The following is a 25,764-nucleotide window of genomic DNA, read 5'->3' on the forward strand; positions in this document are numbered from 1 at the left end:
CGGCCTTAAAAAAGCCAAGAATGCCCTACAAAAGCACAAGATAACTTCAGTGAGCAGGTAGAGGGCAGCCCTATGTCTAAGATTGCACTGGTGGACGACGATCGGAATATCCTTACGTCCGTGTCCATGACGCTCGAGGCCGAGGGATTCGAGGTCGAAACCTACAATGACGGGCAGGCCGCACTGGATGCCTTCAACAAGAAACTGCCCGACATGGCGGTTCTGGACATCAAGATGCCCCGGATGGACGGCATGGACCTGTTACAGCGTCTGCGTCAGAAAACCCAGATGCCGGTCATCTTCCTGACCTCGAAGGACGACGAGATCGACGAGGTTCTGGGCCTGCGCATGGGGGCGGATGACTATGTGAAAAAGCCGTTCTCGCAACGTCTTCTAGTCGAACGGATCCGCGCCTTGCTGCGCCGGCAGGAAGCGATCTCGGGCGATGCGTCGGCGTCGGCGCCCGGCGAGACCAAGGTCATGGAACGAGGCCACCTGCGGATGGACCCGTTGCGCCACGCGGTCAGCTGGAAAGGCACGGACGTGTCCCTGACGGTGACCGAGTTCCTGTTGCTGCAAGCCTTGGCCCAGCGGCCGGGTTTCGTCAAAAGCCGCGATCAGCTGATGGATGTGGCCTATGACGATCAGGTCTATGTGGACGACCGCACGATCGACAGCCATATCAAACGTCTGCGCAAGAAAATGCGCGCGGCCGATCCAGAATTTTCGGCCATCGAGACGCTTTATGGCATAGGATACCGGTACAACGAAGAATAAGCCGGACTGGCTTTAGCAAAGGTGATTGGGTTTCGTGAGGGACACCCAGCAGGGCAGCGAAATGCGCGACGGTGGCGTCGTATTGGGGGATGACTGGGTCATCCCACAGGACCCCGAATCGGCCGAATTGCGCGCGCGTCGCTCGCGCCGGACGCTGTTCACGTTGCGCAACTCGCCGCTGGCCCGCAAGATCATCACGTTCAACCTGATCGCCCTGGTGACCCTCGTCGCCGGTCTTTTGTATCTGGATGACTCCCGGGCCGAGCGGGTCCAGCAGACGGCACGCGACCTGATCGGCGACGCTAAGTTGGTGTCGAATGTCTTTGAAGCCCAACTGCGGCGGACCGAGGGCGCTCGGGCGACGGCGGATTTGAACATCAAGGACACGCTGTCGTTGCTCAGCATACCCGAAGGCGGCGAGGTATTCGTCTATGATGACACAGGTACCCTGATCGGATGGACGCGGGGCGAATCATCCGTGGCCAGGGTGCCGGGGCTGATCCCGACCGAGGCCGATGCGCCCACGGGCAGCACTCTGATCAGTGACGCCCTGAACGCGGTTTGGAACGGTTTGTACAAGGTCTTCACCGGTGCGGCGCAGGATCAGGCCCCGACGCTGGCCCAGCGCGTTCAGGAAATCGTGCCTGGCGCACTGAACGGCCAGTTGCAGGTGCAGGCGGTTAGCGACGTCATGGGCGACACGGTGATCGTCGCGGCTTCGCCGATCCTGCAGGCCGGGGATCCGATCGGTGCCGTTGCCATCACCGGTCCGCCCGGCGAGATCGACGCGCTGGCCCGCAAGGAGCAGGAGCGCATCCTCCAGATGTTCGTTGTCGCATTGCTGGTTTCGATCGGCCTCAGTCTTGTTCTGGCTTCGACCATCGCCAACCCGCTGGCCGATCTGGCTGCGGCGGCCGAGATGGGCAAGGATCGGGGCACGGGTGTCAATCCGGGGCGCATCCGCATGCCCGACCTCAGCGCCCGCCCGGACGAGATCGGACGCCTGAGCCGGGCTCTGCGTGGCATGGTGACGGCGCTGTACAATCGCATCGACGCCAACGAGCAGTTCGCGGCCGACGTCGCCCACGAGATCAAGAACCCGCTGGCCAGCCTGCAATCGGCCGTCGGCACCCTGCGGATGGTCAAGCGCGACGACCAGCGCGAGAAACTGCTGGGCGTGATCGAACATGACGTTCGGCGGCTGGACCGGCTGGTCAGCGACATTTCGAACGCTTCGCGTCTGGATGCCGAACTGGTCAAGGAAGAGGAGCAGCCCTTCGATCTGCTCAAGCTGCTGGGCAACATCGGACAATATCTGGGTGAGGACGCCCGGTCGAAGGGGATCGACTACATCACCGATCTGCCGGCGAAGCCGATCATCGTCAACGGGCTCGAGGCGCGTCTGGCCCAGGTGTTCGTCAACCTGATCACCAACGCCATTTCGTTCTGCGAAAAGGGGGACGCGATCCGTGTCTGGGTGCGGCAGCGCGAAAACCGGGTGTTGGTCGTGGTCGAGGATACCGGGCCGGGCATTCCCGATCAGGCGCTGACAAAGGTGTTCAAGCGTTTCTATTCGCAACGCCCGCCCGAGCATTTCGGCAACAACTCGGGGCTGGGACTGGCGATTTCCAAGCAGATCGTCGAAGCCCATGGCGGCGTAATCTGGGCCGAGAACATCCGGCCGACCGACGCCGACCCGACATCGGATCCGTTGGGCGCGCGCTTTGTCGTAGGCCTGCCCGTCTGACCCATGGGCGTCGGAGATCTTCCGCAGGACCCGGTCGCAGGCAGGGTGGTCGTGCATGGCTCGTGCGTCGCGGTCGGCGGGCACGGGGCTCTGATCCTAGGGCGTTCGGGCGCAGGGAAATCCGCGCTGGCTTTGCAGATGATGGCCCATGGCGCCTGGCTGGTCGGCGATGACCGGATCGCCCTGTGGCTGCACGGGCAGGACGTGGTGGCCGATGGGGTTGACCCGTTACGCGGCCTGATCGAGGCGCGCGGCATCGGGCTGCTGCGCGCCGAGGTAGCCATGGCCACGCCCGTGCGCTGGTTGGTCGATCTGGACCGTCCCGAACCCGAGCGCCTGCCCGAACCGATGCGGTTTCCTCTGTTGGGGCAGTCCTTGCCCTTGCTTCGGGCCGCCGACACGCCCAATCTGGCGGCAGCCTTGATGCAACTGATGAAGATGGGACGAGTCGACCCGCAATGGCCCAGCAAATGAACACGCAGCGCCGCGTTGTCCTGGTGACCGGCCCCTCCGGAGCCGGGCGTTCGACCGCCATCCACGTGCTTGAGGACCTGGGCTATGAGGCCATCGACAACCTGCCCATGGGGCTGCTCATGCGGTTGATGGAGGGGCCTGGCCCCACCCGCCCCCTTGCGCTGGGCATCGATGCGCGCAACCGTGATTTCTCGACCATCGGCTTCATCGAACTGGTCGCCAGGCTGGGGCGTATGGCGCAGGTGGATCTGACCACGCTGTATTTGGATTGCAGCGACGAGGTGCTACTGCGGCGGTTTTCGGAAACCCGGCGACGCCACCCGGTCGCGGCGGATGCCAGCCCCGAAACCGGCATCCACCAGGAAAAAGAGCTGTTGGCCCCCATCCGAGAGGTCGCGGATACTCTGATCGATACCAGCACGCTGAACATCCATCAGCTGCGCGAAGAGGTCGAACGCTGGTTCGCCCCGGAAGGGGGGCGACACCTTGCGGTTTCGATCGAGTCGTTCTCATACAAGCGGGGGCTGCCCCGGGGGCTCGATATGGTGTTCGACTGCCGGTTTCTGGCCAACCCCTACTGGCGCCCCGAACTTCGCTCGGCGGATGGTCGAAATCCGGACGTGGCAGCCTATGTACAGTCTGACATGAACTATGCTCCGTTTTTCGAGCGGGTCGTCGACCTGCTGCAGGTTCTGCTGCCGGCCTTTCGGGCCGAGGGAAAGGCCCATCTGTCGGTCGCCTTCGGATGCACCGGAGGACAGCATCGGTCGGTCGCGGTGGCCGAGGCCGTTGCAAAGGCCCTTGCGGACAGGGGCCAGCCGGTGGCAACTAGGCACCGGGAAATGGAACGTCGATCGTTGAATGTGAGGCCGGATTGATCGGAATTGTAATCGTGGCGCATGGCGGATTGGCACAGGAATACCTGGCGGCCATGCAGCATGTCGTAGGCCGGCAACCCGGGCTGGTGGCGATCGCGATCGAGCCGGATCATGACCGCGAGGAAAAACAGGCCGAGATCTGCCGCGCTGCCGATGCGGTGGATGTCGGGGATGGCGTGGTCGTCGTGACCGATCTGTTCGGGGGCAGTCCCTCGAATCTCAGCCTGCGGGCCTGTGCGCCGCAGGACCGGCGAATCCTCTACGGAGCCAACCTCCCGATGCTGATCAAGCTGGCCAAAAGCCGCCACCTGCCCGTAGGCGATGCCGTTCGCCAGGCGATGGAGGCTGGACGAAAGTACATCAATACGCAAAATGTGACGCTGGACTGAGACCGGATCGAATGGACATGGCCACCAGAACTTTGAAAATCATCAATGAAAAAGGGCTGCACGCGCGCGCGTCGGCCAAGCTGGTCGAGGTGGTCGAAGGCTTTGACGCCCGCGCCGAGGTTTCGAAGGACGGTTTGTCCGCTTCGGGCGACAGCATCATGGGGCTTTTGATGTTGGCAGCCTCGCGCGGAACCACTATTGACGTCGAAACGTCCGGGCCGGATGCTGAGGCGTTGGCGGATGCGCTGGAAGCCCTGGTGAACGACAAGTTCGGCGAAGGGTACTGAGCCCGGCACCGCGACACAGGAACGGGAAGACCAGGAATTGGCGGAAACCACGCACGAAACCAAGACAAGCCCGGTTGCGGATGGGGCGTCGCAACAGGGCGAAGTCTACGACCGCAGAACGCTGACCTACGCAAATTCTTTCGACGATCCCTGGACCGCGACCGCGATCAAGGCGATCGAGTGGTGCACGGGCAAGCTCACCATCCTGCGGATGGTCAACAAGTTCGAAAAGCAGAACGAGAACTACCGTGGCCAGAAGTTCTGGGGCGGCGCGCTCAGGACCATGGGCATCGACCTGACCACGCCCGAGGACCAGATCGCACGCATTCCCAAGGAAGGTCCGGTCGTGGTTGTCGCCAACCACCCGCACGGGATGGTGGATGGCATGATCTTGGCAGAACTTATCGGTCGCGTTCGCCAGGACTATCGTATCCTGACCCGCTCAGTCTTGACCGGGCTCGACGAGGCGGCGACCTCCTTCATGATCCCGGTGCCGTTCCCGCATGACCCTGAAGCCCAACCCAAGATGCTCGAGATGCGCGCCAAGGCGATGGAACATCTGAAGAACGGGGGCGTCGTCGCCCTGTTTCCATCGGGGGTGGTGATGTCATCTGACACCTGGTTCGGACCTGCGCAGGAACGTGAATGGAACGTGTTCACCGCCAAGATGATCCGCCGGTCCGGGGCCAGAATCCTGCCGATCTTCTTCCCGGGAAGCAACTCCCGCTGGTACCAGATCGCCAACAAACTGTCGCCGATTCTGCGTCAGGGCCTCTTGCTGCACGAAATCGTCCGCTCCTGCAACAAGCCGCAATCGCCGGTAATCGGAGAGCCGATTTCCGATGCTGACATGGAGCTGCTTGAACGAGACCCCCGTGGCTTCATGGCCTGGCTGCGCCAGCACACCTTGGCGCTCGGCCAATCGCGCACTTCGTGACCCTCGAGTTCATCTGGCCATAAATATCCCGGGGGTGAGCCCGGATGAAGTCCGGGCGAGGGGGCTGGCCCCCTTGTTCCGTCAGCGTGTGGGAACGGGCACCTCGCCGCGATAGTCATAGAACCCGCGGTCGGTCTTGCGCCCCAACCATCCTGCCTCGACATATTTCGTCAGCAACGGGCATGGGCGGTATTTGGTGTCCGCCAGCCCGTCATGCAAAACGTTCATGATGGCCAGGCAGGTGTCCAGCCCGATGAAATCGGCCAGTTCCAATGGCCCCATCGGATGGTTGGCACCCAGTTTCATCGACTGGTCGATCGACTGCACGCTGCCGACCCCTTCATACAGCGTATAAACCGCCTCGTTGATCATCGGCATCAGGATGCGGTTTACGATGAAGGCCGGAAAATCCTCGGCGCTGGCGGCGGTCTTTCCCAACCGGTCCACCACCGTCTTGCAGGTGGCAAAGGTCTCTTCGTCGGTGGCGATCCCCCGAATCAGCTCGACCAGTTGCATCACCGGGACCGGGTTCATGAAATGGAAGCCCATGAAACGTTCCGGCCGGTCTGTCCGGCTGGCCAGCCGCGTGATCGAAATCGACGAGGTGTTCGACGTCAGAATTGTGTGCGGCAGAAGGTGCGGTTGCAGGTCTTCAAATATGGCCTGTTTGATCGTCTCGCGCTCGGTCGCGGCCTCGATCACCAGGTCGGTTTTGCCGATGTCGGGCAGGTTCAGCGTGGTTTTGATCTTGGACAGTGCCGCCTGCATGTCGTCCTCGGTGATTTTCCCACGCGAAACCTGCCGGGCCATGTTGCCTCTGATCGTTTCAAGCGCCGAATCCAGCGCCTCTTTGCTGATGTCGTTCAACAGAACGTCATACCCAGCCAACGCCATGACATGAGCGATTCCGTTGCCCATCTGACCAGCGCCGATCACTCCGACTGATTTCACGTCCATGCTGAGCTGCCTTTTGCGTTGAGGTTCAGGGGCGACCTTATCGGCAGTCCGGGCAGGGCGGCAAGGGGCAGTGACCTGTAGAATTCGCGTAAAAGTCGACCATTGAGATTTTCTTAGTACCTGTGGCCCGACAATGGCATCCGGGTGAAGAAAATGGGTGGATGACATGAGTTATCACGAATCCGGCGCGCTGAGCGCCGAAGAGCCGCTGTGCCGCTATGCAGGCTCGGAGCGATGGTATCGCGGGCCAAAACTGGCACTGGACCGACCATATCTGGCCTGCGTTGGCGCCGATGAAACCTATGGCCGTTTCGTTGCGCGCCCATTTCCGTCTGTCCTCGACGACAAGCTCGACATGCCATGCATCAACCTAGGCAGCCTGTTTTGCGGAGTCGACGGGCTGACGCTGGACACCTGTCTGCTGGACCTAATGAACAACGCCAAGACATGTGTTTTGCAGCTGCCGGGGATTCTGGGCCAAACCAACCCTTTCTATAGGGTGCACGTCCGGCGCAATGACAGGGTGCTTGAAGCGACTGCGGATCTGCGCGCGCTCTACCCCGAGGTGGATTTCGCCGAAATCCACTTCGTCCGACATCTGATTTTGCGACTGGCCGAGTTTCAGGATGCCCGCTTCGAAATGGTGGCAGACTCGCTGAGGCGGGGGTGGCTGACCAAGCTGAGCGATTTTCTGACCGAGGTAAAACCGCCGGTCGTGCTGTTGTGGTTGGACATCGTGCACAGCCCCGACGCGCAGCACCTCAGCCTGCCGGAAACGGTGCAGGTCTCCGCCTCAATGGTCTCGGAACTGGCGCGGCACTGTGCTGGGAAGATCGAGATGGAGGTGCGCCCATCGGGTGAGTCTGACGATCTCGAGGATATGCTTTTTGGCACGATGCAGCAGCCGATGGCGGAGTACATGATCGGACCGGCCACGCATCGCGCTATTGCCGAGCGGTTGCTGTCCGCGATCCGGGATCTGGACTGAGAAAGGCCCGCCAATCGGCGGGCCTTGATCGTTTCGAAGTCGGGCTTTTTCAGGCCAGCTTTTCGGTAAGCTCCGGCACGGCCTGGAACAGGTCGGCGACCAGGCCGTAATCGGCCACCTGGAAGATAGGAGCCTCTTCGTCCTTGTTGATCGCGACGATGATCTTCGAATCCTTCATGCCAGCCAGGTGCTGGATCGCGCCCGAGATGCCAACCGCGATGTACAGATCCGGTGCCACGACCTTGCCGGTCTGACCCACCTGCCAGTCGTTGGGGGCATAACCCGAGTCAACTGCGGCACGCGAGGCACCAACCGCCGCGCCCAGCTTGTCGGCCAGGGCTTCGATCAGTTTGAAGTCTTCTTCCGAGCCGACGCCGCGGCCGCCCGACACCACGGCCTTGGCCGAGGTCAGCTCGGGGCGGTCGCTTTCGGCGACCTTGTCCTCGACCCATTCCGACAAGCCGGGGTTTTCACCGACCGATACAGTCTCGACCGGGGCCGAGCCGCCTTCGCCGGCCGCATCAAAGCTGGCGGTGCGGAAGGTGATGACCTTCTTGGGATCGTTCGACTTGACGGTCTGGATCGCGTTGCCCGCGTAGATCGGGCGCTCGAAGGTCGAGCCATCGACCACGCCCGACGCGTCCGAGATCACCATCACGTCCAGCAGCGCGGCCACGCGCGGCATGACGTTCTTGGCGTCGGTGGTTGCCGGCGCCACGATATGCTCATAGCCGTCGGCCAGGCTGACGATCAGCGCGGCGGTCGATTCGGCCAGACGGTGGCCCAGCGACGGGTCTTCGGCGACCAGGACCTTGGACACGCCGTCGATCTTGGCGGCGGCTTCGCCGGCAGCGGCGGCCGAGCCGCCCGCGGCCAGAACGGTCACGTCACCCAGCTGCTTGGCAGCGGTGACCGCCTTGGCGGTTGCGTCCATCGCCAGTTCGCCATTGTTGACTTCGGCAAGCAGAAGTACAGCCATTACACAGCCCCCGCTTCTTTGAGTTTCCCGACCAGCTCGTCGACCGAGCCCACGATGATGCCAGCGGCGCGTGCCGGCGGCTCTTCGGTCTTGACGACTTCGAGGCGCGGCGTGACGTCGACGCCGTAATCGGCGGCGGTTTTTTCATCCAGCGGCTTTTTCTTAGCCTTCATGATATTCGGCAGCGACGCATAGCGCGGCTCGTTCAGGCGCAGGTCGACGGTGACGATGGCGGGCATCTTCACGCTGATGGTCTGCAGACCGCCGTCAACTTCACGCGTGACTTTGGCGGTGTCCCCTTCGATGTCCAGCTCAGACGCGAAGGTGCCCTGGCTCCAGCCCAGCAGTGCCGCCAGCATCTGGCCGGTTGCGTTCATGTCGTTGTCGATCGCCTGCTTGCCGCACAGCACCAGGCCCGGCTGCTCTTCTTCGACCACCTTGGCCAGGATCTTGGCGACGGCCAGCGGTTCGATGTCCTGGTGGACGTCATCCGCGGCGACCACCAGAATGGCGCGGTCTGCACCCATCGCCAGCGCGGTGCGCAGCGTTTCCTGCGCCTGCTTGACGCCGATCGAAACGGCCACAACCTCGTCGGCCTTGCCGGCTTCTTTCAGGCGGATCGCCTCTTCGACGGCAATCTCGTCAAACGGGTTCATCGACATTTTGACATTGGCGAGATCAACACCGCTGCCGTCCGCCTTGACGCGAACTTTCACGTTGTAGTCGATCACGCGCTTGACAGGCACAAGTACCTTCATTTTTGCGTATGCTCCTTACAAAAACGGCAAGCCGCAATGCGACTCCACCAATGCTCTCGTCGGCCTAGATAGCGCCTTGCGGGGCGTCGGGACAGGGCAAAATCGTCACGTCATGTCGTGGGGACGTCGCGTTTCACGCTTTTTGACGTGAAGGAACGAAATATTGTTACCCGGCCGATGGGCGGTTTTGCCGCGCCGGATGGTGCGAAAACGCATTCAAGAGTCTCGGGTTCCAGCGGTTTGCGCCCGCCCTTCGGGCCGGCGCTTCGCTATTCCGGTCGCCACACCGTCCAGTGGACGTTGTGGCGCTTTCAGCGGTTCGCGCCCGGAACCCACAAGACGTCATCGTGGCCGCCGTTGTTGGCGCAGCGGGCTGCCACGAAGAACCAGTCGCTGAGGCGGTTGAGGTATTTCACCGCGGCCTCGTTCACCGGCTCCATGTTGGTGAGTTCGACGGCCAGGCGCTCGGCGCGCCGCGAGACGGTGCGGCAGACATGCAGATGCGCCGCCAGCTTTGATCCGCCCGGCAGGATGAAGCTGCGCAACGGTTCGAGGTCGGCATTCATCGCGTCAATTTCCGTTTCCAGACGGTCGATCTGGGCCGGGGCGATCCGCAGGGGCGGGTAATCGGCCTCGGCGTCTTTTTCCATGTCGGGGCGGCACAGGTCAGCGCCCAGGTCGAACAGATCGTTCTGGATGCGGGCGAGCGCCGCATCGACCTCGCCCTCGGCCTCGGTGCGAGCCACGCCGACAAAGGCATTCAGCTCGTCCACAGTGCCATAGGCCGCCACGCGGCCCGAGTATTTCGCAACCCGTTCGCCATTGCCCAGCGCGGTTTTGCCATCGTCCCCGGTGCGGGTATAAATCTTGTTCAGAACGACCATCTACTGCACTCCCTGTCCACGCAGATAGACGTAGAGCACGATCAGCACCACGGCAATGAATTGAAACAGGATGCGCAGCCGCATCATCTTGTTGCTTTTCTTGGCGGCCTCCATGCCGCCCTTGCCGAAATTGGCCACACCAAGCGCCAGCACGACGACGACCGCCGCCATCGCCAAAAGCAGCACACCCATCAAGATATCCATTTCGCCCTCATTCGCGCCTTTGTTCCGTTGCCGAACCATCTAGCCGGACAGGCGGTAAAAGCGAACGGGTAATTTCGCCTCAGATGCGGGACAGGATCCGGTCGATGGCGCCGGTCGGCAGCACGCGCCGCAGATAGCCGGCAATGTAAGTGGGTGTCGTGACATAGTAGCGCGCCTTGGGCGATTTCGCCTCGAGCGCGCGCGCCAGCTTGTTCGTTACGGCCGAGGCGGGCAACTCGAACCGGTCGGGGCCGCTGTCCTCGTAGAGCCGTTTGAGCAGCGCGCCCTCGTATTTCTCGCGTAGGGCCGAGTTTTCCCAGTCGATGAACCGTTCGAAGATCGGAATGGCCTTCTCGCGCAGCTTCGAGGTGACCGGGCCGGGTTCGATCAGAATGACCTTGATGCCGGTGTCGCGCAGTTCCAGCCGCAGCGTGTCGGTCAGGCCTTCGATGGCGTATTTCGTGGCCACATAGGCACCGCGCCACGGAAAGGCGACCAGCCCCAGAACCGACGAGTTCTGGACGATGCGGCCATGCCCCTGCGCACGCATGACGGGAATCACCTGACGCGTCAGTTCGTGCCAGCCGAATACATTGGTTTCGAAGATATGGCGCAGGCCTTCGGTCGGTACGTCCTCGACGGCGCCGGGAAGCCCATGTGCTCCGTTGTTGAACAGCGCATCCAGCGCGCCGCCCGTGGCCTCCAAAACCTCGGCAAGGCCAGCCGTGATGCTGGCGGTGTCGGTATAGTCGATGCGTGGGCTCTCAAAGCCTTGGGCACGCAGGCGGTCGCAATCGCGCTGCTGCCGACACGCGGCAAAAACGCGCCAGCCGCGTGCACGCATTCCGTGTGCCGCGTCCAGCCCAATACCCGAGGAGCACCCGGTAATGAGGATGGATTTCTGCATGTCGCCCCCGTGGTCTTCCGTCAGCAACAGCTATTGCGGGGAACATGGCAGGGCAATGACGGCATCGCGTCAATTCGCGGTTTTGCGGATCAATGAGGCGGAAATCCATCCGACCTGTTGCTCGGGCAACACGCGCAGGCGCAGCCAGCCGGTGCCCGAGTCGCTCAGCACTTCGACCTTCTGGCCCATCCGGGCCTTGCCGATGATCGGATAGATCGTGCCCGGGCCGTCGCGCATATTTACTCGTGTGCCGGACACTTCGCGAATGTCCTTGGGTGCGGGTGCCACTTGGGTTGGTGTGGCCTCGGGGCCGACGGGCGTCTCGCGCAGCGCCGGGGGTGGGGTCTCATCAAGCGATGCCAGCGAGAAGGTCTGGCCCTGGCTTTTCAGGCCCGCAAGGGACGCGCCCATTCCGGCGGCGACCTGCGCCAACACGGCGCTTGCATCGGGTGTCTGCGCAACGGGCAGCGGTTCGGGCCTTGGCTCGACCGGTTTTGCAGGGCGCGCAACGGCGCGGGTTACAAGCTCCTTCGGCTTCGCGGCGACCAAGCGGTCAGCGGTTCGGGCTTGGGTAACCAGACTGTGCGTGGCAGCGCGTGTGCCGCGCGGCTCGAAATCGGGGCCTCCGCTCATCACGTAGAAGGCCCAGCCCAAGGCGGCGAAGGTAACAACAATCAGGCGCGTCATGGCGCATCCCCCGGCAATCGCATCAACAAAGAAATCGGCAGCATTCAATGGTTGAGATACTACCATAATCGCGCGCCCGAGTCGAAAGTCGGGGGAAATCGCGGGGTTGGGTCCCCCTGTTGCAAAAAGCCGGACTTGTCCCCAGCAAAATATGCGCTGATTGCTTTACCAAGGGCGTCGGGCATCGTATCACATCATCTATGAACGACACGATTGACGACCCCAATATGGAGGCCCCCGACGCGGGGGGCGAGGTGGCAGAACCGCTGCGCCGGGCAATTGGCGAGCGTTATCTGACCTATGCGCTTTCGACCATCATGCACCGGGCCTTGCCCGATGCGCGCGACGGATTGAAGCCGGTTCACCGGCGAATCCTCTACGCGATGCGCGAGTTGCGACTCAGTTCCTCGGGCGGGTTCCGCAAGTCGGCCAAGATCTCGGGCGACGTGATGGGTAACTACCACCCGCATGGTGACGCCGCGATCTACGACGCGATGGCGCGCCTGGCGCAGGATTTCAACGTCCGTTACCCGCTGGTGGACGGGCAGGGCAATTTCGGCAATATCGACGGCGACAACCCGGCGGCCTCGCGCTATACCGAGGCGCGGATGACCATCGTCGCCGAGGCGCTGCTGGAGGGGCTCGACGAGGATGCCGTCGATTTCCGCGACAACTACGACGGCACGCTGCAGGAACCGGTGGTGCTGCCGGCGACCTTCCCAAACCTGCTGGCCAATGGCGCGTCGGGGATCGCCGTGGGCATGGCCACGAACATCCCGCCGCACAACATCGCCGAGCTGTGCGACGCCTGCCTGCATCTGATCAAGACGCCCGACGCACGTGACGACACGCTGCTGAACTATGTGCCGGGGCCGGATTTCCCGACGGGTGGCGTGATCGTCGAGCCGCCCGAGAACATCGCACAGGCCTATCGCACCGGGCGCGGATCATTCCGGCTGCGCTGCAAGTATCAGATCGAGGATCTGGGCCGCGGCCAGTGGCAGATCGTGGTCACCGAGATCCCGTATCAGGTCCAGAAATCCAAGTTGATCGAAAAGCTCGCCGAGCTGATCCAGACCAAGAAGATCCCGATCCTGGGCGATGTGCGCGACGAATCCGCCGACGACATCCGCCTGATCCTCGAGCCGCGTTCGAAAAACGTGGACCCCGAGGTGCTGATGAACATGCTCTACCGCAACTCGGATCTCGAGCTGCGGTTCAGCCTGAACATGAACGTGCTGATAGACGGGGTGACGCCCAAGGTCTGCTCGATGAAGGAGGTGCTGCGCGCCTTCCTCGATCACCGGCAAGAGGTGCTGCTGCGCCGCTCGCGTCACCGGATGGCCAAGATCGACCACCGTTTGGAGGTGCTGGAGGGCTTCATCGTCGCCTTCCTGAACCTTGATCGGGTGATCGACATCATCCGCTATGACGACGACCCCAAGGCCGCGCTGATGTGCGAGAACTGGGGCATCGACCATGTCCGCGCCACCAGCGAGGCCGACTATGTCTCGCCCGCGCCGGGCGATGGCGAGCTGTCCGAGGTTCAGGTCGACGCGATCCTGAACATGCGCCTGCGCAGCCTGCGCCGTCTGGAAGAGATGGAGCTGATCCGCGAGCGCGACAAACTGATGGAGGAACGCGCCGATCTCGAGGATCTGCTGGCCGACGAGTCCCTGCAATGGGCGCGGATCGCCGAGCAGATCAAGGAGACCAAGAAGAAGTTCGGCAAGGATTACGAGGGCGGTGCCCGCCGCACCCGCTTTGCCGAGGCCGGCGCGGTCGAAGAGGTGCCGCTCGAGGCGATGATCGACCGCGAGCCGATCACGGTGGTCTGTTCCCAGATGGGCTGGATCCGCGCGATGACCGGCCATATCGACTTGAACCGCGAACTGAAGTTCAAGGACGGCGACGGGCCGCGTTTCATCTTCCACGCGGAAACCACCGACCGGCTGCTGATCTTTGCCTCGAACGGGCGGGTCTACACGGTCAGCGCCGCGAACCTGCCCGGCGGGCGGGGCATGGGCGAGCCGTTGCGCCTTATGGTGGATCTGCCCAACGAGGCGCAGATCGTCGACATCCTGATCCACAAGCCGGGGCGCAAGCTGCTGGTGGCATCTGACGCAGGCAATGGGTTCATCGTGCCCGAGGATGACGTGCTGGCCCAGACCCGCAACGGCAAGCAGGTGCTGAACGTCAAGGATGACGAGCGCGCGGTGATCTGCAAGCCGGTCGAAGGCGACCACGTCGCCGTGGTGTCGCAGAACGGCAAGTTCTTGGTGTTCCCAGTCTCGGAACTGCCCGAGATGACGCGGGGCAAGGGCGTGCGTCTGCAGAAATACAACATGGCGCGGGGCCGGCAGGGCACTCTGGAACTGGATGGCGGCCTGTCCGACCTGACCACCTTCAACTGGGAAGAGGGTCTGAAATGGTCGATGGGCGGCGACAAGACCCGGCACGAGCCGGACATGTCGCCGTGGCTGGCCAAGCGGGCCAGCGTCGGGAAAAAGCCGCCCTACGGCTTCCCGCGCGACTACAAGTTCTCGTGATGCGGTTGCGGCCTGCAGGCGAAAACTGCCGATACGGCTTGGCACGGGCCGCATCGGTGCGCTAGATCAGAAAAAACAGGCCTTATCGAGACGGAACCCATGCGCAAACTGCTGATACTTTTCGCCGGACTGGCCATGATCGGGGCCTGCACCCAGACTTTGGTTGACGAGGCGCCCGAGGACCTTGGCGCCTTCAAGCTGCGGGTCAACTATGCCTATGCGGAAAAGGCGGTACAAGGACCGGTGAGCCGGGACGCGACCCCGCAGGAATGGGTGGATGCGATCCAGAAGGCCGTGGACATCCGGCTGGGCCGGTATCAGGGCACCCAGGAATATGATATCGGCATCAGCCTCGAAGGGTACATGCTGGCGCCGCCGGGCATCCCGGTGATTTACAACCCCAAGAGCACCGCCATCGTCCTGGTCAATGTCTATGATGTGGGCAATAAGCAGTTCTTGGCCAAGGGCAAGCAATTCCAAGTGCTGGAAGACACCACCAGTGACAGTGCGGTCGTGGGGTCGGGCAACAGCCGCACCCGCGAAGAGCAGATGAGCGGGTTGGCCCTCAAGATCGCCGACCGGGTCGAGGAATGGCTGGCCGAAGAACACAAAGAAAACGGTTGGTTCGACCCGCGGCCTGGGCTGATCCAGCCGCTTGAGTCGGGCGAGGCAATACAAAATCCGGCCTGACGCCCGTTTTCATGATGGTTGTGCTTGATTTTCCGTTGTGAACCCAATATCTCGCGCGCGCAGATGCAAACCGGGACCAAGGGTCCCCCAAACCGCAAAGGGCGCCTGAGGAATGGCAAAGGAAAAGTTTGAGCGTACAAAACCGCACGTCAACATCGGCACGATTGGCCACGTTGACCACGGCAAGACGACGCTGACCGCAGCGATCACCAAGTATTTCGGCGACTTCAAGGCGTATGACCAGATTGACGGTGCGCCGGAAGAGAAGGCGCGCGGCATCACCATCTCGACCGCCCACGTGGAATACGAGACCGACAACCGCCACTATGCGCACGTCGACTGCCCCGGCCACGCCGACTACGTCAAGAACATGATCACCGGTGCGGCGCAGATGGACGGCGCGATCCTGGTTGTGAACGCAGCTGACGGCCCAATGCCTCAGACCCGCGAGCACATCCTGCTGGGCCGTCAGGTTGGCATCCCGAAGATGGTCGTGTTCCTGAACAAGGTTGACCAGGTTGACGACGAAGAGCTGTTGGAACTGGTTGAGATGGAAGTCCGCGAACTGCTGTCCAGCTACGAATATCCTGGCGACGACATTCCGATCATCGCGGGTTCGGCTCTGGCCGCGATGGAAGGCCGCGACCCGGAGATCGGCGAGAACAAGATCCGCGAGCTGATGGCGGCCGTTGACGAGTACATCGACACGCCCGAGCGCGCCGTTGACCAGCCGTTCCTGATGCCGATCGAAGACGTGTTCTCGATCTCGGGCCGCGGCACCGTTGTGACCGGCCGCGTGGAGCGTGGCGTGATCAACGTCGGCGACGAAATCGAGATCGTCGGCATCCGCGACACGCAGAAGACCACCTGCACCGGTGTCGAGATGTTCCGCAAGCTGCTGGACCGCGGCGAAGCCGGCGACAACATCGGCGCGCTGCTGCGCGGCATCGACCGTGACGGCGTCGAGCGTGGCCAGGTTCTGGCCAAGCCGGGTTCGGTGACCCCGCACACCAAGTTCGAAGCCGAAGCCTACATCCTGACCAAGGAAGAGGGCGGCCGTCACACCCCGTTCTTCGCGAACTACCGTCCGCAGTTTTACTTCCGTACGACTGATGTGACCGGCACGGTTCAGCTGAAGGAAGGCACCGAGATGGTCATGCCGGGCGACAACGTCGGCTTCACCGTCGAACTGATCGCTCCGATCGCGATGGAAGACGGCCTGCGTTTCGCCATCCGCGAAGGCGGCCGCACCGTCGGCGCCGGCGTCGTGTCGAAAATCATCGAATAATTCGCACAAGCGAATGATCAGACGGAAAGGGCGTCCCTCGGGGCGCCCTTTTTTGCGTCTGGGGCTCGGAAAACGACCGCTTCGACCCGGGAACCAGAGAGAATTGGTGGTTATGCAGGACACAATCGCCCGCGCATTGCACGACATGTTTTGCCAATGGGGTAGAAGGTTTAGAGACTAACCAATATCGAAGTCGACCAGCGGCGACTCCATGTAAATTCGACAGCCCGGATACAGTACAGAACCCGGTTTTTTGCACGTTTTCACGTTGGTGATTGGACCGCTGGAATTGCGGGAAATATACAGCTCTGTATCGCCGTAGGCGCTGGTTTTTTGGATCTCAGATGGGCGGCGCACCAGACACTGACGTTTTCAGCCCAAGTGATAGACTCGACCGCATAAAACGCTGGTACATCAGTGGCTGTATACCCGCGAACAGGGGTGACATGATATGCAGTGAGGTCATCCATCGGGACTTAGTCGGTCGACAACGTTTCGACATAGGGCCCCTCCAGGTTTTTGGGCAAAAGCTCAGGTTGCCAGGGGGTGAAAGCTTCACCTTGAATCAGTAAAACTTGGTCTTGCCGCGTCGCGTTGTTTCGAAATTTAAGTCGTGGATCGAAATAACCGCGCGGGGTGCTAAAGCAAACCTTTTCGATGTCCGGCTGAAATTCCAGGAAAACGGTTATATTGTCCGACTGAACGGTCGGGTAAATGAAATCAGATGGCTCGAATGTGGATGCGTCGTAGGGGTCTGCCTTGCCCTTCACCATGCGCTAAATCTGAGCCGCCGGTGCTTTCTGTTTCTGGCTTGGGAGAAATGGACCAACAAAAAGTGCGGCGCAAATTGCCCCCCAGCGCAACAATAAAAAGCTTTGTAGGAATTATTGCATTCTACTTAAGGTAGATATGAGTGTGTCAAGGGCGCTGGTATTGATCAAGACAGCTCATAGTGCCGTCGAGACCCGGCGGCTTTCTCAGCAGACCGCCTTGCGATCAGTTTCATATTGATGAGAGACGGCTGACGAACGCGACAAATCCCTCCCAGCCTCTGGTGCGCGTTCTCATGCAGAACGTAAAGGCGGCGGCATGCGCAGCGTTTGGGTTCCATGGGGCTTGGAGCAGCATGACCGATATCAGGTCGACGGCCGTGGTCGCGGAGGAAACGCTGCCCAAGGCAAACCGGACAGCCCTATTCCGGCGCCCAGGGTTCTCGATCGACGATCCGGTCTGCTTCGGCGGTGATGTCATTCATGTGCTGTTCAAGACTGAGACGAAGCGATTCGATCTCTTGTTCCGTCGCCTTGCGCGGGACGGTTTCAGTCCATTCGCGGCACAGGAACACCCCTTCGTTTCGCCAGGGGCGAGGCAGCAGGAGACGATCCCAAGTGCCGGCCTCACGGCCATGGCGCACGGAATATGTGATCCCGAACACTCGTTTGCCCGAACTGCGTGCCCATACCAGCGGAACAGTTGAACAAATCCGCTCGGGTCCTCGTGGGCCGTCTGCGGCTATGCCGATTGAGATGCCCTGCTTCATCTTGCCCAACACTTCGCGCGAGAGCGCCACATGACGTTTGTGGCTGGACATGGCGATGGTGTCCATTCCGAACAGTTTCTGCACCCGCCCCACCATGCTGCCGGCGCGCGCGGCCGAGGTGATGGAACAGATGCGCCCCTTGTCCAGCGGGAAGAAATAGGGGGACTGCGCCAGACGCTGATGCCACAACACCACGATGACCGGCTCGCCCTGTTCGGCCAGCTTGTCCAGCTCTTCATAGCCGATCCGTTGCCATCGCGTGTTGCGATGGACCAGTCGAATATATCCGGCGATGCGCCGAGCCAACCAGTTCAGAACGGCTTCGCTGTCTGCAATCTTCTTGCGCAGGCTCACGGCGGGTATCCTCTTTCTGGCCGAGCCCTGTCTTAGCGAACTGCACGGCCTGCGCAACTTGTTTGTCGAAACCGGAAGGCGCGGGAAACTGCAAAAAGCCTCTTGAGTCCGCCGCGTGGCTGGCATATCTGAGGCGCAGTACAGGGGTATAGCTCAGTTGGTAGAGCGACGGTCTCCAAAACCGTAGGTCGCGGGTTCGAACCCTGCTGCCCCTGCCATTTCCCTTACATCGACCGTTGTTTTGCCGCCGAACCCACGCGCGCAACGAACGTGCAATCATGGTTTCTTCCGCCTTGCAAATGGCCTATTGTCCGCGTGATCGCAGGAACAGCTGAACGAGGTCACATGTCGCGCTTTGACGGATATTTCCTGCGGCAATTGCTGGTGCTTTTCGGCTTTTTCACCTTGGTGCTGGTGGGGGTCTTCTGGATCACCCGCTCGGTCAGCCTGTTCGAGCGGGTCATCAGCGGCGGTCAGTCGGCTATGGTGTTCCTCGAGTTCACCGCGCTGACTTTGCCGACGCTGATCCGCACGGTAATGCCGATGGCCGTGTTCGCGGCGGCCGTATATGTCACCAACCGCCTGACCCGCGAAAGCGAGCTGACGGTGATGCTGGCCACGGGCTCAAGCCCATGGCGGTTGGGGCGCGCGGTTTTCCTGTTCGGGGTGGTCACAGGGGTGATGATGGCGATCATCAGCGTGTTCCTGCGCCCCGCTTCGGTCGATCAGCTCGAACGGCGCGAATCCGAAGTGGCCGCCGATGTCACTGCGCAGTTGCTGAACGAAGGCGAATTCATGCATCCGGTGCCGGGCGTCACGGTCTATATCGGCCGAATCGATCTGGACGGCACGTTGCACGAAGTCTTCGTGTCGGACCGGCGTGACAGGGCCAATCCGGCTACCTATTCCAGCACCTCGGCCTATCTGGTGAACAATGGGTCGGGCGTGCATCTGGTCATGGTTGACGGGCTGGCACTAAGGCTGAACCGGGCCGGCCGAACGCTTGCATCGACGCGGTTCGAGGATGCCGCCTATGACATCTCGGAGCTGACGCGAAAATCGGACTTGGGACAGCGCAGCATCGAAGCCATCTCGACGGCCGAACTTCTGGGCGACCTGGATACCTTGGCCGCGCAAGAGGGCCATTCCATCGGGCAGTTGGTGGATGAGCTGCATCAGCGGTTCTCGTGGGTTGCGATCTGTGTGGCCGTTGCCATGGTAGGATATGCAACGCTGATGCTGGGCAGTTTTTCGCGTTTCGGTCTCTGGCCGCAGATATTCGGGGCCTTCACGATCCTTGTTCTGCTTGAAGGCGTGCGTGGGTTCGTTTCGCCGATCGTCATCGGCGACCCGCAGTTGTGGCCGCTTCTCTATGCGCCAGCGGCGCTTGGCGTGATTGTGTCGGGAGTGTTTCTGGCCCTGGCTGGCCGGCCGTTGACCCGTAGACGCGGCCGGTCCGATGCAGCTTGTCAGGCGGCGGCCTGACGGAGACTGCGCGGGTCATTTCGCTTTGAGGATGCAATCCGCCGCGCTACTCTCGGGGCAATATCCAACCGAGGGGCGCGCCATGCCAGACAATCGCCACACACCCAACTGGACCAGTTTCGAAGAGGCAACGAAGGCCGACTGGGATGCGGTCATGGCCTACGAGGACGCCTACAACGCTGCCCTGCCGGACCGCATCCTCGACGCCATCCGGTCACTGGACGAGGACTGGACGCCCTATCCGATCAACCGCTACCGGCATTGCCTGCAGGCCGCGACGCGCGCCTACGAGGATGGCGCGGACGAGGAAATCGTGATTGCGGCACTGGTGCATGACGTGGGCGACATCCTGTCGCCCTACAACCACGGCGAGCTGTCAGCGGCGATGATGAAGCCCTACGTGAGCGAAAAGGCTTATTGGATTTTGAAACATCACTGCGTGTTTCAGGGTTATTACTATAACCACCATCTGGGCGGAGACCGCAATGCGCGCGACAAGTATCGCGACAGCCCCTATTGGGAGGACTGCCGCTATTTCTGCCATGAATACGACCAGAAGGCGTTTGACCCGGACTATCCGACCAGGCCCCTGGAGTTTTTCGAGCCTATGTTGCGCCGCATCCTGAACAGGGGCGAGGGGCACATGGAGCTCAACGAAACCGCCGAGGACTAGCAGGAGGCCATCAGGCGATAGACGATCTGCGCGGCGGTGAAATCCCACGCCGCGTTGCCGTCCGGGGCCAGTTCCACCACGTCGAAGCCGACGCAGCGGCGGCCCTTCAGGGCGTGCTCGACGAGGTGCAGCGCCTGATAGTATCCCAGCCCGCCCGGAACCGGCGTGCCGGTTGCGGGCATCAGCGACGGGTCCAGCCCGTCGACGTCAAAGCTGACATAGACCAGTTCGGGGAAATCCTCGGGCAGATCGACGGCATGGATGTTGCCGGTCACCAGTTCCTCGGCATCAACGTGAAAGACGTGGTGGCGCAAACGGCTCTGGGCCTCTTCCTCGCAGAAGGCGCGGACGCCGAACTGGGCCAGGCGGATACCTTCTTCGGCCAGCAGGTGCATGACCGAGGCGTGGCTGTGCTTTTCGCCCTGGTAGGCATTGCGCAGGTCGGCATGGGCGTCGATCTGCACGATGCCGAGAGGCTGACCCAAGGCGCGGGCTACACCCATGACCGCGCCGTAGCTGAGCGAGTGTTCGCCGCCCAGCGTGACCGGCACCTTGCCGGCGCGGACGGCCACCTCGGTGCGCAGGGCCAGACGCTCCATGACGTCCGGCAGCGGGCCTTCGCAGTCCAGCGGGGGCTCGGTGAAGATGCCTTCGACACAGGGTTCGGCATGCCCGGTGATGCGTTCGAGTTCATTGCTGGCCTCGATTATCGCGGCGGGTCCGCCTGCCGTGCCCGAGCCGTAGGAGACCGTGCGCTCCAGAGGCACCGGGATCACGCGGAACCGGGCGTCTTCGCTGCGTTCGGCCTCGGTCAGTTCGCTGTCGAGGAAAATGCTCATGAAAGCCTCTCTTTGAAGTCGTCGTAGCCGAATTGCCTGATGATCTTCAGCTCATCGGTTTCGCTGTTCCACAGGGCGATGGTGGGCAGGGGAACGCCGTTGAACGTATTGGTCTTGACCATCGAGTAATGCGCTTGATCGAGGAAGGCAAAGCGCTGCCCGATCCGCAGCGGCTCGGCCCAGGTGTAATCGCCGATCACGTCGCCCGCCAGGCACGAGGGGCCGCCCAGACGATAGGTGTGGCCGGTTTCGGCCTCGTCCATCAGGGCGGGGCGATAGGGGGCTTCGATCACGTCGGGCATGTGGCAGGTGGCCGAGATGTCGGTGATCGCCAGATCCATGCCGTTGTGTGGCAGGTCCAGGATTTCGCCCACCAGGATGCCCGCATCCAGCGCCACCGCCTCGCCGGGTTCCAGATAGACCTCGACGCCGTATTTTGTGCGGATGTGTTTGATGAAGTCCACCAGCCCGTCGCGGTCATAGTCGCTGCGGGTGATGTGGTGGCCGCCGCCGAAATTCAGCCATTCCAGGTCGTTCAGGAAAGGCGCCAGCTTCGGTTCGACCGCGGCCCAGGTGCGCGCCAGCGGTTCGAACCCCTGTTCGCAGAGCGTGTGCATGTGCAGGCCATCCACGCCTTCCAGCGCCTTGGCGTCCAACTGGCTGACCGGGGTGCCGAGGCGCGAGCACGGAGCGCAGGGGTCGTATTGCGCAACCTCGCCTTCGGAGTGTTCGGGGTTGATGCGCAGCCCGACCTGCCGCCCGGCGGCCTGAGCCTTGGCCAAGAAGCGGTCTTTCTGCGCGGGGCTGTTGAAGATGATGTGATCCGACAGGGCGAGGATTTCGTCGATGTCGGAATCCTTGTAGCCCGCGCAGAAGGTCGCGACCTCGCCGCCATATTCCTCGCGGCCCAGCCGGGCCTCGTAGATGCCGCTGGCGCAGGTGCCGCCGAGATACTGGCGGACAAGCGGGGCCAGGGCGAACATCGAAAATGCCTTGAGCGCCGACAGGATATGCGCGCCGGACCGCTCGCCGATATCGGCCAGAACCGCCAGGTTTCGCTCCACCGCTTTTTCGTCGACGACGAAGCAGGGGGAAGGGACGCGGTTCAGGTCGAAGTGGCGGAAGGCGCCGGCATCTCCGGCCTGTGTCTGCATCAATTGGGTCATGTCCGGCATCTCCTGAAAGTGGAGAGGCCGGGGGCGCTGCCCCCGGACCCCCGGGATATTTTGGGCCAGATGAAGCAGGACGGTCGCGCGGACCGCCCCGAGGGATCAGAACTCGACGGGGCCGTCGAGTTCGTGGACCTGCCAAGGCAGGCCGTGCTTGTTCAGCATGTCCATGAAATCATCCGGGTCGAGCTGTTCCATGTTCCACACGCCCGGCTCGCGCCAGTTGCCCTTCAGCACCTGTGCCGCGCCGATCATGGCCGGGACACCGGTGGTGTAGCTGACGGCTTGGCTGCCGACCTCGCGGTAGCATTCCTCGTGGTCGCAGATGTTGTAGATGTAGTAGGTCTTTTCGCCCGAACCGTCCTTGGCCTGGCCGGTGGCGATGTCACCGATGCAGGCCTTGCCCTTGGTTTCGGCGCCCAGATCGCCGGGGTCGGGCAGCAGCGTCTTCAGGAACTGGATCGGGATGATCTCGACCCCGTTATGCACCACCGGGTCGATCCGGGTCATACCGACATTCTGCAGCACCTTGGCATGGGTGATGTAGGCATCGCCGAAGGTCATCCAGAAACGGGCACGCTCGATCTCGGGGAAGTGGGTCGAGAGCGACTCCAGTTCCTCGTGATACATCAGGTACATGTTCTTCGGCCCGATGCCGGGGAAGTCGAACTCGACCTTGTGGCTCATGGCCGGCGTCACCTTCCACTCGCCGCCTTCCCAGTGGCGGGCGTCGGCCAGCACTTCGCGCAGGTTGATCTCGGGGTTGAAGTTGGTGGCGAATTCCTGATCGTTCTGGCCGCCATTGGCGTCCAGCACGTCGATCTGGCGGATCGTGTCCAGCTTGTGCTTCTTGAGCCACTTGGCGAAGACGGATGTAACGCCCGGGTCAAATCCCGAACCGAGGATCGCGGTCAGGCCGGCCTGTTTAAACTTGTCCTGATAGGCCCATTGCCAGTGGTATTCGAACTTGGCCTCGTCCTCGGGCTCGTAATTGGCTGTGTCCAGGTAGTGGCACCCGGCCTCGAGGCAGGCATCCATCAGCACCAGGTCCTGATAGGGCAGGGCAAGGTTCACCAGGATCTCGGCCCCGGTTTCCTTGATCAGCTTGACGGTGTCGGCGATCTTGTAGGCGTCAAGCTCGGCCGTCTTGATGTCGACGCCGGTGCGTTCCTTGACCGACTTGGCGATGGCGTCGCATTTCGCCTTGGTGCGGCTGGCCAGCGTGATCTCGGTGAAGATGTCGGAATTCATCGCCATCTTGTGCACGGCGGCGTGGCTGACGCCACCCGCGCCAACAACCAGTGTCTTGCCCATGGGAAAATCTCCTTTCGCCGGGGTTATTCGTAATAGGTATAGCCGTTGATGCTGTCGCGGTAAGCGCTCATCAGGGTTTTGCGGTCCTTGGCCTTGAGCGTGCCGGTCGAAATCGCCTCGTCCACCATCTTGCGGAAGGCGGCAATGCAATCGCTGGGGTCGAACTCGACATAGGACAGGACTTCGCTGATGGTGTCGCCCTCTTGCTCGTGCAGCAGGTCGAACCCGCCATCGGCGCGCAGGTCGATGGTGACGACATTGGTGTCGCCGAACAGGTTGTGCAGGTCGCCAAGGGTTTCCTGATAGGCGCCGACGAAGAACACGCCCATGTAATAGTCGCGATCTTCGGGCAGGGAATGCACGGGCAGGCTGGGCGAGACGCCGTCAGCCAAGATGAACCGGTCGATCTTGCCGTCGCTATCACAGGTGATGTCGGACAGCACCGCGCGGCGGTCGGGGGCTTGATCCAGCATCTGCAGCGGCACGATCGGGTGCAGCTGGTCGATTGCCCAGACGTCGGGCAGCGACTGGAATAGCGAGAAGTTGCAGTGATAGATATCGGCCAGCTTCTCCAACTGGTCATCCACATCAGTATCGACCTCGTCCGAGGCCGCCAGCGCCTTGATCCGTGCCATTAGCGACAGGTAGATGCGCTCGGCCCGGGCCATCTGACGCAGGTCCACGTAACCGCGGCGGAACAGGGCCCGCAACTCGTTGCGGTAGAAGGTAGCGTCGTTCCAGCATTCCTGCAGGCGGTCGTGGCTGAGATAACCGTTCACCGCCGCCAGATCTGACACAAGGTGGTGGTCGTCGGGTTCCACCTCGGGGCCGTTGGGTGCGTCATAGAGCGTGCTTTCCAGCACGTTGAACACCAGCATCGACGAGGTCGCCACCACCGCGCGGCCGCTCTCGGTCACCAGCGTGGGATGGTCCACTTCGGCTTCGTCCATGGCATAGGCCACGGTTTCCACCACATTGGCGCAGTATTCCTCGACCGTGTAGTTGATCGAGTTCTCGGTCGCCTTCTTCTCGCCCGTGTAATCGACGCCCATGCCGCCGCCCAGATCCAGGTGCGTCAGCGGCACGCCCTCGCGGGTCAGTTCGGTGTAATAACGGCAGGCCTCGCCCACGGCGCGGCGCACGTCGTTCACGTCGGGCACCTGGCTGCCCAGATGCGAATGCTGCAGCTTCAGGCAATGCAGCAGGCCCGCATCGCGCAGCTTGTCGACGACCGCGACCAGCTGATCGGTGTTCATGCCAAAGGTCGACCGATCCCCCGAGCTTTCCTGCCATTTGCCGCTGATCTGGTTGGTCAGTTTCACTCGCACGCCAAGCAGCGGCTCGATGCCCAGCTCGTTGTAAACCTCGATGACCGTGTCGGCCTCTTTCGGGCTTTCCAGAACGATGACCGTGTTGAACCCGATCTTGCGGCTGAGAATGGCCAACTCGATGAACTCTGCGTCCTTGACCCCGTTACACACGATCAGCGCCTCGGGGGCCAGACGGTGCGCCAGAGCGATCACCAGTTCGGGCTTCGAACCGGCTTCGAGCCCATAATTGTATTGCTTGCCGAACTCGACGATCCGGTCGACGACCTGCGCCTGCTGGTTCACCTTGATCGGGAACACGCCGCGATAGGACCCCTTGTAGCCGGTACGCGCGATCGCATCGCGGAAGCTTTCGTTGATGTGCGCGATCTCGCGTTCCAGATACGAGCTGATGCGCAGGATCATCGGCGCTTTGATCCCGCGCTGATCAAGGTCGTGCAGAATGCCGGGCAGGCTGATGGCCGCCGCATCGGGTGCCATGGGATTGCGCAGACCGATCTCGCCGTCCTCCGTCACCTCGATGAGACCCTTGCCCCATTTTTCAACTCCGTAGATGGAATGCGGTGCGACGGGCGTCTGTTTCAATCCAGTCAGTCCTTGCGTTGCAGGCGTGAAAATTTCGCCCGCCAATACGGCAGCTGTTCGATTCTTCCAAGTGTAATCTGTTTCGGAGGTTAGCCCA

The 25,764-nt window shown here is 62.0% G+C and carries 26 protein-coding genes and 1 tRNA gene; 14 read left to right on the forward strand and 13 right to left on the reverse strand.

All coding sequences use genetic code 11. The annotated features are described in order from the left end of the window. Positions 1 to 72: 72 nt before the first annotated feature. The 7 genes from AC2FMM_RS10500 (at position 73) to AC2FMM_RS10530 (ending at position 5,489) form a co-directional block, all read left to right on the forward strand. Positions 73 to 777, forward strand: a complete 705-nt coding sequence (locus AC2FMM_RS10500; protein ID WP_496679258.1) for a response regulator — start codon at positions 73 to 75, stop codon at positions 775 to 777. Between the two features lie 61 nt (positions 778 to 838). Further along, positions 839 to 2,524: an ATP-binding protein gene (locus AC2FMM_RS10505; RefSeq protein WP_496688838.1), complete on the forward strand. Its 1,686-nt coding sequence runs from the start codon at positions 839 to 841 to the stop codon at positions 2,522 to 2,524. A gap of 3 nt (positions 2,525 to 2,527) precedes the next feature. Then, positions 2,528 to 2,998 carry an HPr kinase/phosphorylase gene (locus AC2FMM_RS10510; RefSeq protein WP_496796518.1) on the forward strand — a complete coding sequence of 157 codons (471 nt, stop codon included), beginning with the start codon at positions 2,528 to 2,530 and terminating at the stop codon, positions 2,996 to 2,998. Beyond that, the gene (gene rapZ / locus AC2FMM_RS10515; RefSeq protein ID WP_496796519.1) at positions 2,983 to 3,876 is read left to right on the forward strand and encodes an RNase adapter RapZ; all 894 of its coding nucleotides are present in this window, start codon (positions 2,983 to 2,985) and stop codon (positions 3,874 to 3,876) included. Before AC2FMM_RS10510 ends, rapZ begins: the two co-directional genes overlap by 16 nt. Further along, positions 3,873 to 4,265 carry a PTS sugar transporter subunit IIA gene (locus AC2FMM_RS10520; protein ID WP_496679251.1) on the forward strand — a complete coding sequence of 131 codons (393 nt, stop codon included), beginning with the start codon at positions 3,873 to 3,875 and terminating at the stop codon, positions 4,263 to 4,265. Before rapZ ends, AC2FMM_RS10520 begins: the two co-directional genes overlap by 4 nt. 17 nt (positions 4,266 to 4,282) lie before the next feature. Further along, a complete protein-coding gene (locus AC2FMM_RS10525) occupies positions 4,283 to 4,552 on the forward strand; it encodes an HPr family phosphocarrier protein (RefSeq protein ID WP_040634596.1) in 270 nt (89 codons plus the stop codon). 37 nt (positions 4,553 to 4,589) lie between these two features. Next, positions 4,590 to 5,489 carry a lysophospholipid acyltransferase family protein gene (locus AC2FMM_RS10530; protein WP_496688827.1) on the forward strand — a complete coding sequence of 300 codons (900 nt, stop codon included), beginning with the start codon at positions 4,590 to 4,592 and terminating at the stop codon, positions 5,487 to 5,489. 81 nt (positions 5,490 to 5,570) lie between these two features. On the opposite strand, the gene AC2FMM_RS10535 is transcribed toward AC2FMM_RS10530, so the two are convergent. Further along, positions 5,571 to 6,446, reverse strand: a complete 876-nt coding sequence (locus tag AC2FMM_RS10535) for a 3-hydroxybutyryl-CoA dehydrogenase (RefSeq protein ID WP_496711233.1) — start codon at positions 6,444 to 6,446, stop codon at positions 5,571 to 5,573. Positions 6,447 to 6,612: 166 nt separating this feature from the next. On the opposite strand from AC2FMM_RS10535, the gene AC2FMM_RS10540 reads away from it, so the two are divergent. After that, positions 6,613 to 7,434, forward strand: a complete 822-nt coding sequence (locus AC2FMM_RS10540) for a DUF6473 family protein (protein WP_496796520.1) — start codon at positions 6,613 to 6,615, stop codon at positions 7,432 to 7,434. Between the two features lie 49 nt (positions 7,435 to 7,483). Here the strand turns inward: AC2FMM_RS10540 and AC2FMM_RS10545 are convergent, their stop codons facing one another. The 6 genes from AC2FMM_RS10545 to AC2FMM_RS10570 form a co-directional block, all read right to left on the reverse strand. Further along, positions 7,484 to 8,413: an electron transfer flavoprotein subunit alpha/FixB family protein gene (locus AC2FMM_RS10545; RefSeq protein WP_496679245.1), complete on the reverse strand. Its 930-nt coding sequence runs from the start codon at positions 8,411 to 8,413 to the stop codon at positions 7,484 to 7,486. Continuing rightward, positions 8,413 to 9,171, reverse strand: a complete 759-nt coding sequence (locus AC2FMM_RS10550) for an electron transfer flavoprotein subunit beta/FixA family protein (RefSeq protein ID WP_496679244.1) — start codon at positions 9,169 to 9,171, stop codon at positions 8,413 to 8,415. The genes AC2FMM_RS10545 and AC2FMM_RS10550 overlap by 1 nt, the downstream gene beginning before the upstream one ends. Before the next feature lie 311 nt (positions 9,172 to 9,482). Next, complete coding sequence (locus tag AC2FMM_RS10555) at positions 9,483 to 10,055, reverse strand: cob(I)yrinic acid a,c-diamide adenosyltransferase (RefSeq protein WP_496688832.1); 573 nt, start codon at positions 10,053 to 10,055, stop codon at positions 9,483 to 9,485. Further along, positions 10,056 to 10,259, reverse strand: a complete 204-nt coding sequence (locus AC2FMM_RS10560; RefSeq protein WP_040634599.1) for a twin transmembrane helix small protein — start codon at positions 10,257 to 10,259, stop codon at positions 10,056 to 10,058. Between the two features lie 79 nt (positions 10,260 to 10,338). Then, entirely contained in the window at positions 10,339 to 11,166 is an 828-nt protein-coding gene (locus AC2FMM_RS10565; protein WP_496796565.1) for an SDR family NAD(P)-dependent oxidoreductase, read from the reverse strand. Positions 11,167 to 11,235: 69 nt separating this feature from the next. Next, positions 11,236 to 11,853, reverse strand: a complete 618-nt coding sequence (locus tag AC2FMM_RS10570; protein ID WP_496796521.1) for an SH3 domain-containing protein — start codon at positions 11,851 to 11,853, stop codon at positions 11,236 to 11,238. A gap of 200 nt (positions 11,854 to 12,053) precedes the next feature. Between AC2FMM_RS10570 and AC2FMM_RS10575 the strand changes: the two genes are divergently transcribed. The 3 genes from AC2FMM_RS10575 (at position 12,054) to tuf (ending at position 16,380) form a co-directional block, all read left to right on the forward strand. Then, a complete protein-coding gene (locus AC2FMM_RS10575) occupies positions 12,054 to 14,402 on the forward strand; it encodes a DNA topoisomerase IV subunit A (RefSeq protein ID WP_496796522.1) in 2,349 nt (782 codons plus the stop codon). 99 nt (positions 14,403 to 14,501) lie between these two features. Beyond that, the gene (locus AC2FMM_RS10580; protein WP_496688836.1) at positions 14,502 to 15,092 is read left to right on the forward strand and encodes a hypothetical protein; all 591 of its coding nucleotides are present in this window, start codon (positions 14,502 to 14,504) and stop codon (positions 15,090 to 15,092) included. A 112-nt stretch (positions 15,093 to 15,204) separates the two neighbouring features. Continuing rightward, entirely contained in the window at positions 15,205 to 16,380 is a 1,176-nt protein-coding gene (gene tuf, locus AC2FMM_RS10585; RefSeq protein ID WP_496796523.1) for an elongation factor Tu, read from the forward strand. 476 nt (positions 16,381 to 16,856) lie between these two features. On the opposite strand, the gene AC2FMM_RS10590 is transcribed toward tuf, so the two are convergent. Together AC2FMM_RS10590 and AC2FMM_RS10595 are read right to left on the reverse strand one after the other, a co-directional pair. Continuing rightward, positions 16,857 to 17,153: a hypothetical protein gene (locus AC2FMM_RS10590; protein WP_496796524.1), complete on the reverse strand. Its 297-nt coding sequence runs from the start codon at positions 17,151 to 17,153 to the stop codon at positions 16,857 to 16,859. A gap of 419 nt (positions 17,154 to 17,572) precedes the next feature. After that, the gene (locus tag AC2FMM_RS10595) at positions 17,573 to 18,274 is read right to left on the reverse strand and encodes a lysophospholipid acyltransferase family protein (protein WP_496711311.1); all 702 of its coding nucleotides are present in this window, start codon (positions 18,272 to 18,274) and stop codon (positions 17,573 to 17,575) included. Between the two features lie 142 nt (positions 18,275 to 18,416). On the opposite strand from AC2FMM_RS10595, the gene AC2FMM_RS10600 reads away from it, so the two are divergent. From AC2FMM_RS10600 to AC2FMM_RS10610, 3 genes are all read left to right on the forward strand, one after another. Next, positions 18,417 to 18,492: transfer RNA gene (locus tag AC2FMM_RS10600), tRNA-Trp, on the forward strand. 127 nt (positions 18,493 to 18,619) lie between these two features. Further along, positions 18,620 to 19,759 carry an LPS export ABC transporter permease LptF gene (gene lptF, locus AC2FMM_RS10605; protein ID WP_496711310.1) on the forward strand — a complete coding sequence of 380 codons (1,140 nt, stop codon included), beginning with the start codon at positions 18,620 to 18,622 and terminating at the stop codon, positions 19,757 to 19,759. Between the two features lie 82 nt (positions 19,760 to 19,841). Continuing rightward, positions 19,842 to 20,432: an HD domain-containing protein gene (locus AC2FMM_RS10610; protein ID WP_496796525.1), complete on the forward strand. Its 591-nt coding sequence runs from the start codon at positions 19,842 to 19,844 to the stop codon at positions 20,430 to 20,432. Here AC2FMM_RS10610 and speB read toward each other — a convergent pair. From speB to speA, 4 genes are all read right to left on the reverse strand, one after another. Further along, on the reverse strand, positions 20,429 to 21,271 hold the full coding sequence (speB, locus tag AC2FMM_RS10615) for an agmatinase (protein ID WP_496796526.1): 843 nt from the start codon (positions 21,269 to 21,271) through the stop codon (positions 20,429 to 20,431). The genes AC2FMM_RS10610 and speB overlap by 4 nt on opposite strands. Continuing rightward, entirely contained in the window at positions 21,268 to 22,437 is a 1,170-nt protein-coding gene (gene nspC / locus AC2FMM_RS10620; protein WP_496796527.1) for a carboxynorspermidine decarboxylase, read from the reverse strand. Before nspC ends, speB begins: the two co-directional genes overlap by 4 nt. 105 nt (positions 22,438 to 22,542) lie before the next feature. Then, positions 22,543 to 23,754: a saccharopine dehydrogenase family protein gene (locus AC2FMM_RS10625; protein ID WP_496796528.1), complete on the reverse strand. Its 1,212-nt coding sequence runs from the start codon at positions 23,752 to 23,754 to the stop codon at positions 22,543 to 22,545. Between the two features lie 23 nt (positions 23,755 to 23,777). Further along, complete coding sequence (gene speA, locus AC2FMM_RS10630) at positions 23,778 to 25,667, reverse strand: biosynthetic arginine decarboxylase (protein WP_496683395.1); 1,890 nt, start codon at positions 25,665 to 25,667, stop codon at positions 23,778 to 23,780. Positions 25,668 to 25,764: the final 97 nt, after the last annotated feature.

This window comes from Ruegeria sp. BHSC043, from assembly GCF_059612985.1.

What these genes read in the sequence shown, in the direction of transcription:
- AC2FMM_RS10575 (WP_496796522.1), top strand. Translation starts at nt 12,054, where the DNA reads ATGAACGACACGATTGACGACCCCAATATGGAGGCCCCCGACGCGGGG.
- AC2FMM_RS10555 (WP_496688832.1), bottom strand. Translation starts at nt 10,055, where the DNA reads ATGGTCGTTCTGAACAAGATTTATACCCGCACCGGGGACGATGGCAAA.
- AC2FMM_RS10580 (WP_496688836.1), top strand. Translation starts at nt 14,502, where the DNA reads ATGCGCAAACTGCTGATACTTTTCGCCGGACTGGCCATGATCGGGGCC.
- AC2FMM_RS10510 (WP_496796518.1), top strand. Translation starts at nt 2,528, where the DNA reads ATGGGCGTCGGAGATCTTCCGCAGGACCCGGTCGCAGGCAGGGTGGTC.
- speB (WP_496796526.1), bottom strand. Translation starts at nt 21,271, where the DNA reads ATGAGCATTTTCCTCGACAGCGAACTGACCGAGGCCGAACGCAGCGAA.
- AC2FMM_RS10565 (WP_496796565.1), bottom strand. Translation starts at nt 11,166, where the DNA reads ATGCAGAAATCCATCCTCATTACCGGGTGCTCCTCGGGTATTGGGCTG.
- AC2FMM_RS10590 (WP_496796524.1), bottom strand. Translation starts at nt 17,153, where the DNA reads ATGGTGAAGGGCAAGGCAGACCCCTACGACGCATCCACATTCGAGCCA.
- AC2FMM_RS10570 (WP_496796521.1), bottom strand. Translation starts at nt 11,853, where the DNA reads ATGACGCGCCTGATTGTTGTTACCTTCGCCGCCTTGGGCTGGGCCTTC.
- tuf (WP_496796523.1), top strand. Translation starts at nt 15,205, where the DNA reads ATGGCAAAGGAAAAGTTTGAGCGTACAAAACCGCACGTCAACATCGGC.
- AC2FMM_RS10535 (WP_496711233.1), bottom strand. Translation starts at nt 6,446, where the DNA reads ATGGACGTGAAATCAGTCGGAGTGATCGGCGCTGGTCAGATGGGCAAC.
- AC2FMM_RS10625 (WP_496796528.1), bottom strand. Translation starts at nt 23,754, where the DNA reads ATGGGCAAGACACTGGTTGTTGGCGCGGGTGGCGTCAGCCACGCCGCC.
- nspC (WP_496796527.1), bottom strand. Translation starts at nt 22,437, where the DNA reads ATGACCCAATTGATGCAGACACAGGCCGGAGATGCCGGCGCCTTCCGC.
- AC2FMM_RS10505 (WP_496688838.1), top strand. Translation starts at nt 839, where the DNA reads ATGCGCGACGGTGGCGTCGTATTGGGGGATGACTGGGTCATCCCACAG.
- rapZ (WP_496796519.1), top strand. Translation starts at nt 2,983, where the DNA reads ATGGCCCAGCAAATGAACACGCAGCGCCGCGTTGTCCTGGTGACCGGC.
- AC2FMM_RS10560 (WP_040634599.1), bottom strand. Translation starts at nt 10,259, where the DNA reads ATGGATATCTTGATGGGTGTGCTGCTTTTGGCGATGGCGGCGGTCGTC.
- AC2FMM_RS10550 (WP_496679244.1), bottom strand. Translation starts at nt 9,171, where the DNA reads ATGAAGGTACTTGTGCCTGTCAAGCGCGTGATCGACTACAACGTGAAA.
- AC2FMM_RS10500 (WP_496679258.1), top strand. Translation starts at nt 73, where the DNA reads ATGTCTAAGATTGCACTGGTGGACGACGATCGGAATATCCTTACGTCC.
- AC2FMM_RS10545 (WP_496679245.1), bottom strand. Translation starts at nt 8,413, where the DNA reads ATGGCTGTACTTCTGCTTGCCGAAGTCAACAATGGCGAACTGGCGATG.
- AC2FMM_RS10540 (WP_496796520.1), top strand. Translation starts at nt 6,613, where the DNA reads ATGAGTTATCACGAATCCGGCGCGCTGAGCGCCGAAGAGCCGCTGTGC.
- lptF (WP_496711310.1), top strand. Translation starts at nt 18,620, where the DNA reads ATGTCGCGCTTTGACGGATATTTCCTGCGGCAATTGCTGGTGCTTTTC.
- AC2FMM_RS10610 (WP_496796525.1), top strand. Translation starts at nt 19,842, where the DNA reads ATGCCAGACAATCGCCACACACCCAACTGGACCAGTTTCGAAGAGGCA.
- AC2FMM_RS10525 (WP_040634596.1), top strand. Translation starts at nt 4,283, where the DNA reads ATGGCCACCAGAACTTTGAAAATCATCAATGAAAAAGGGCTGCACGCG.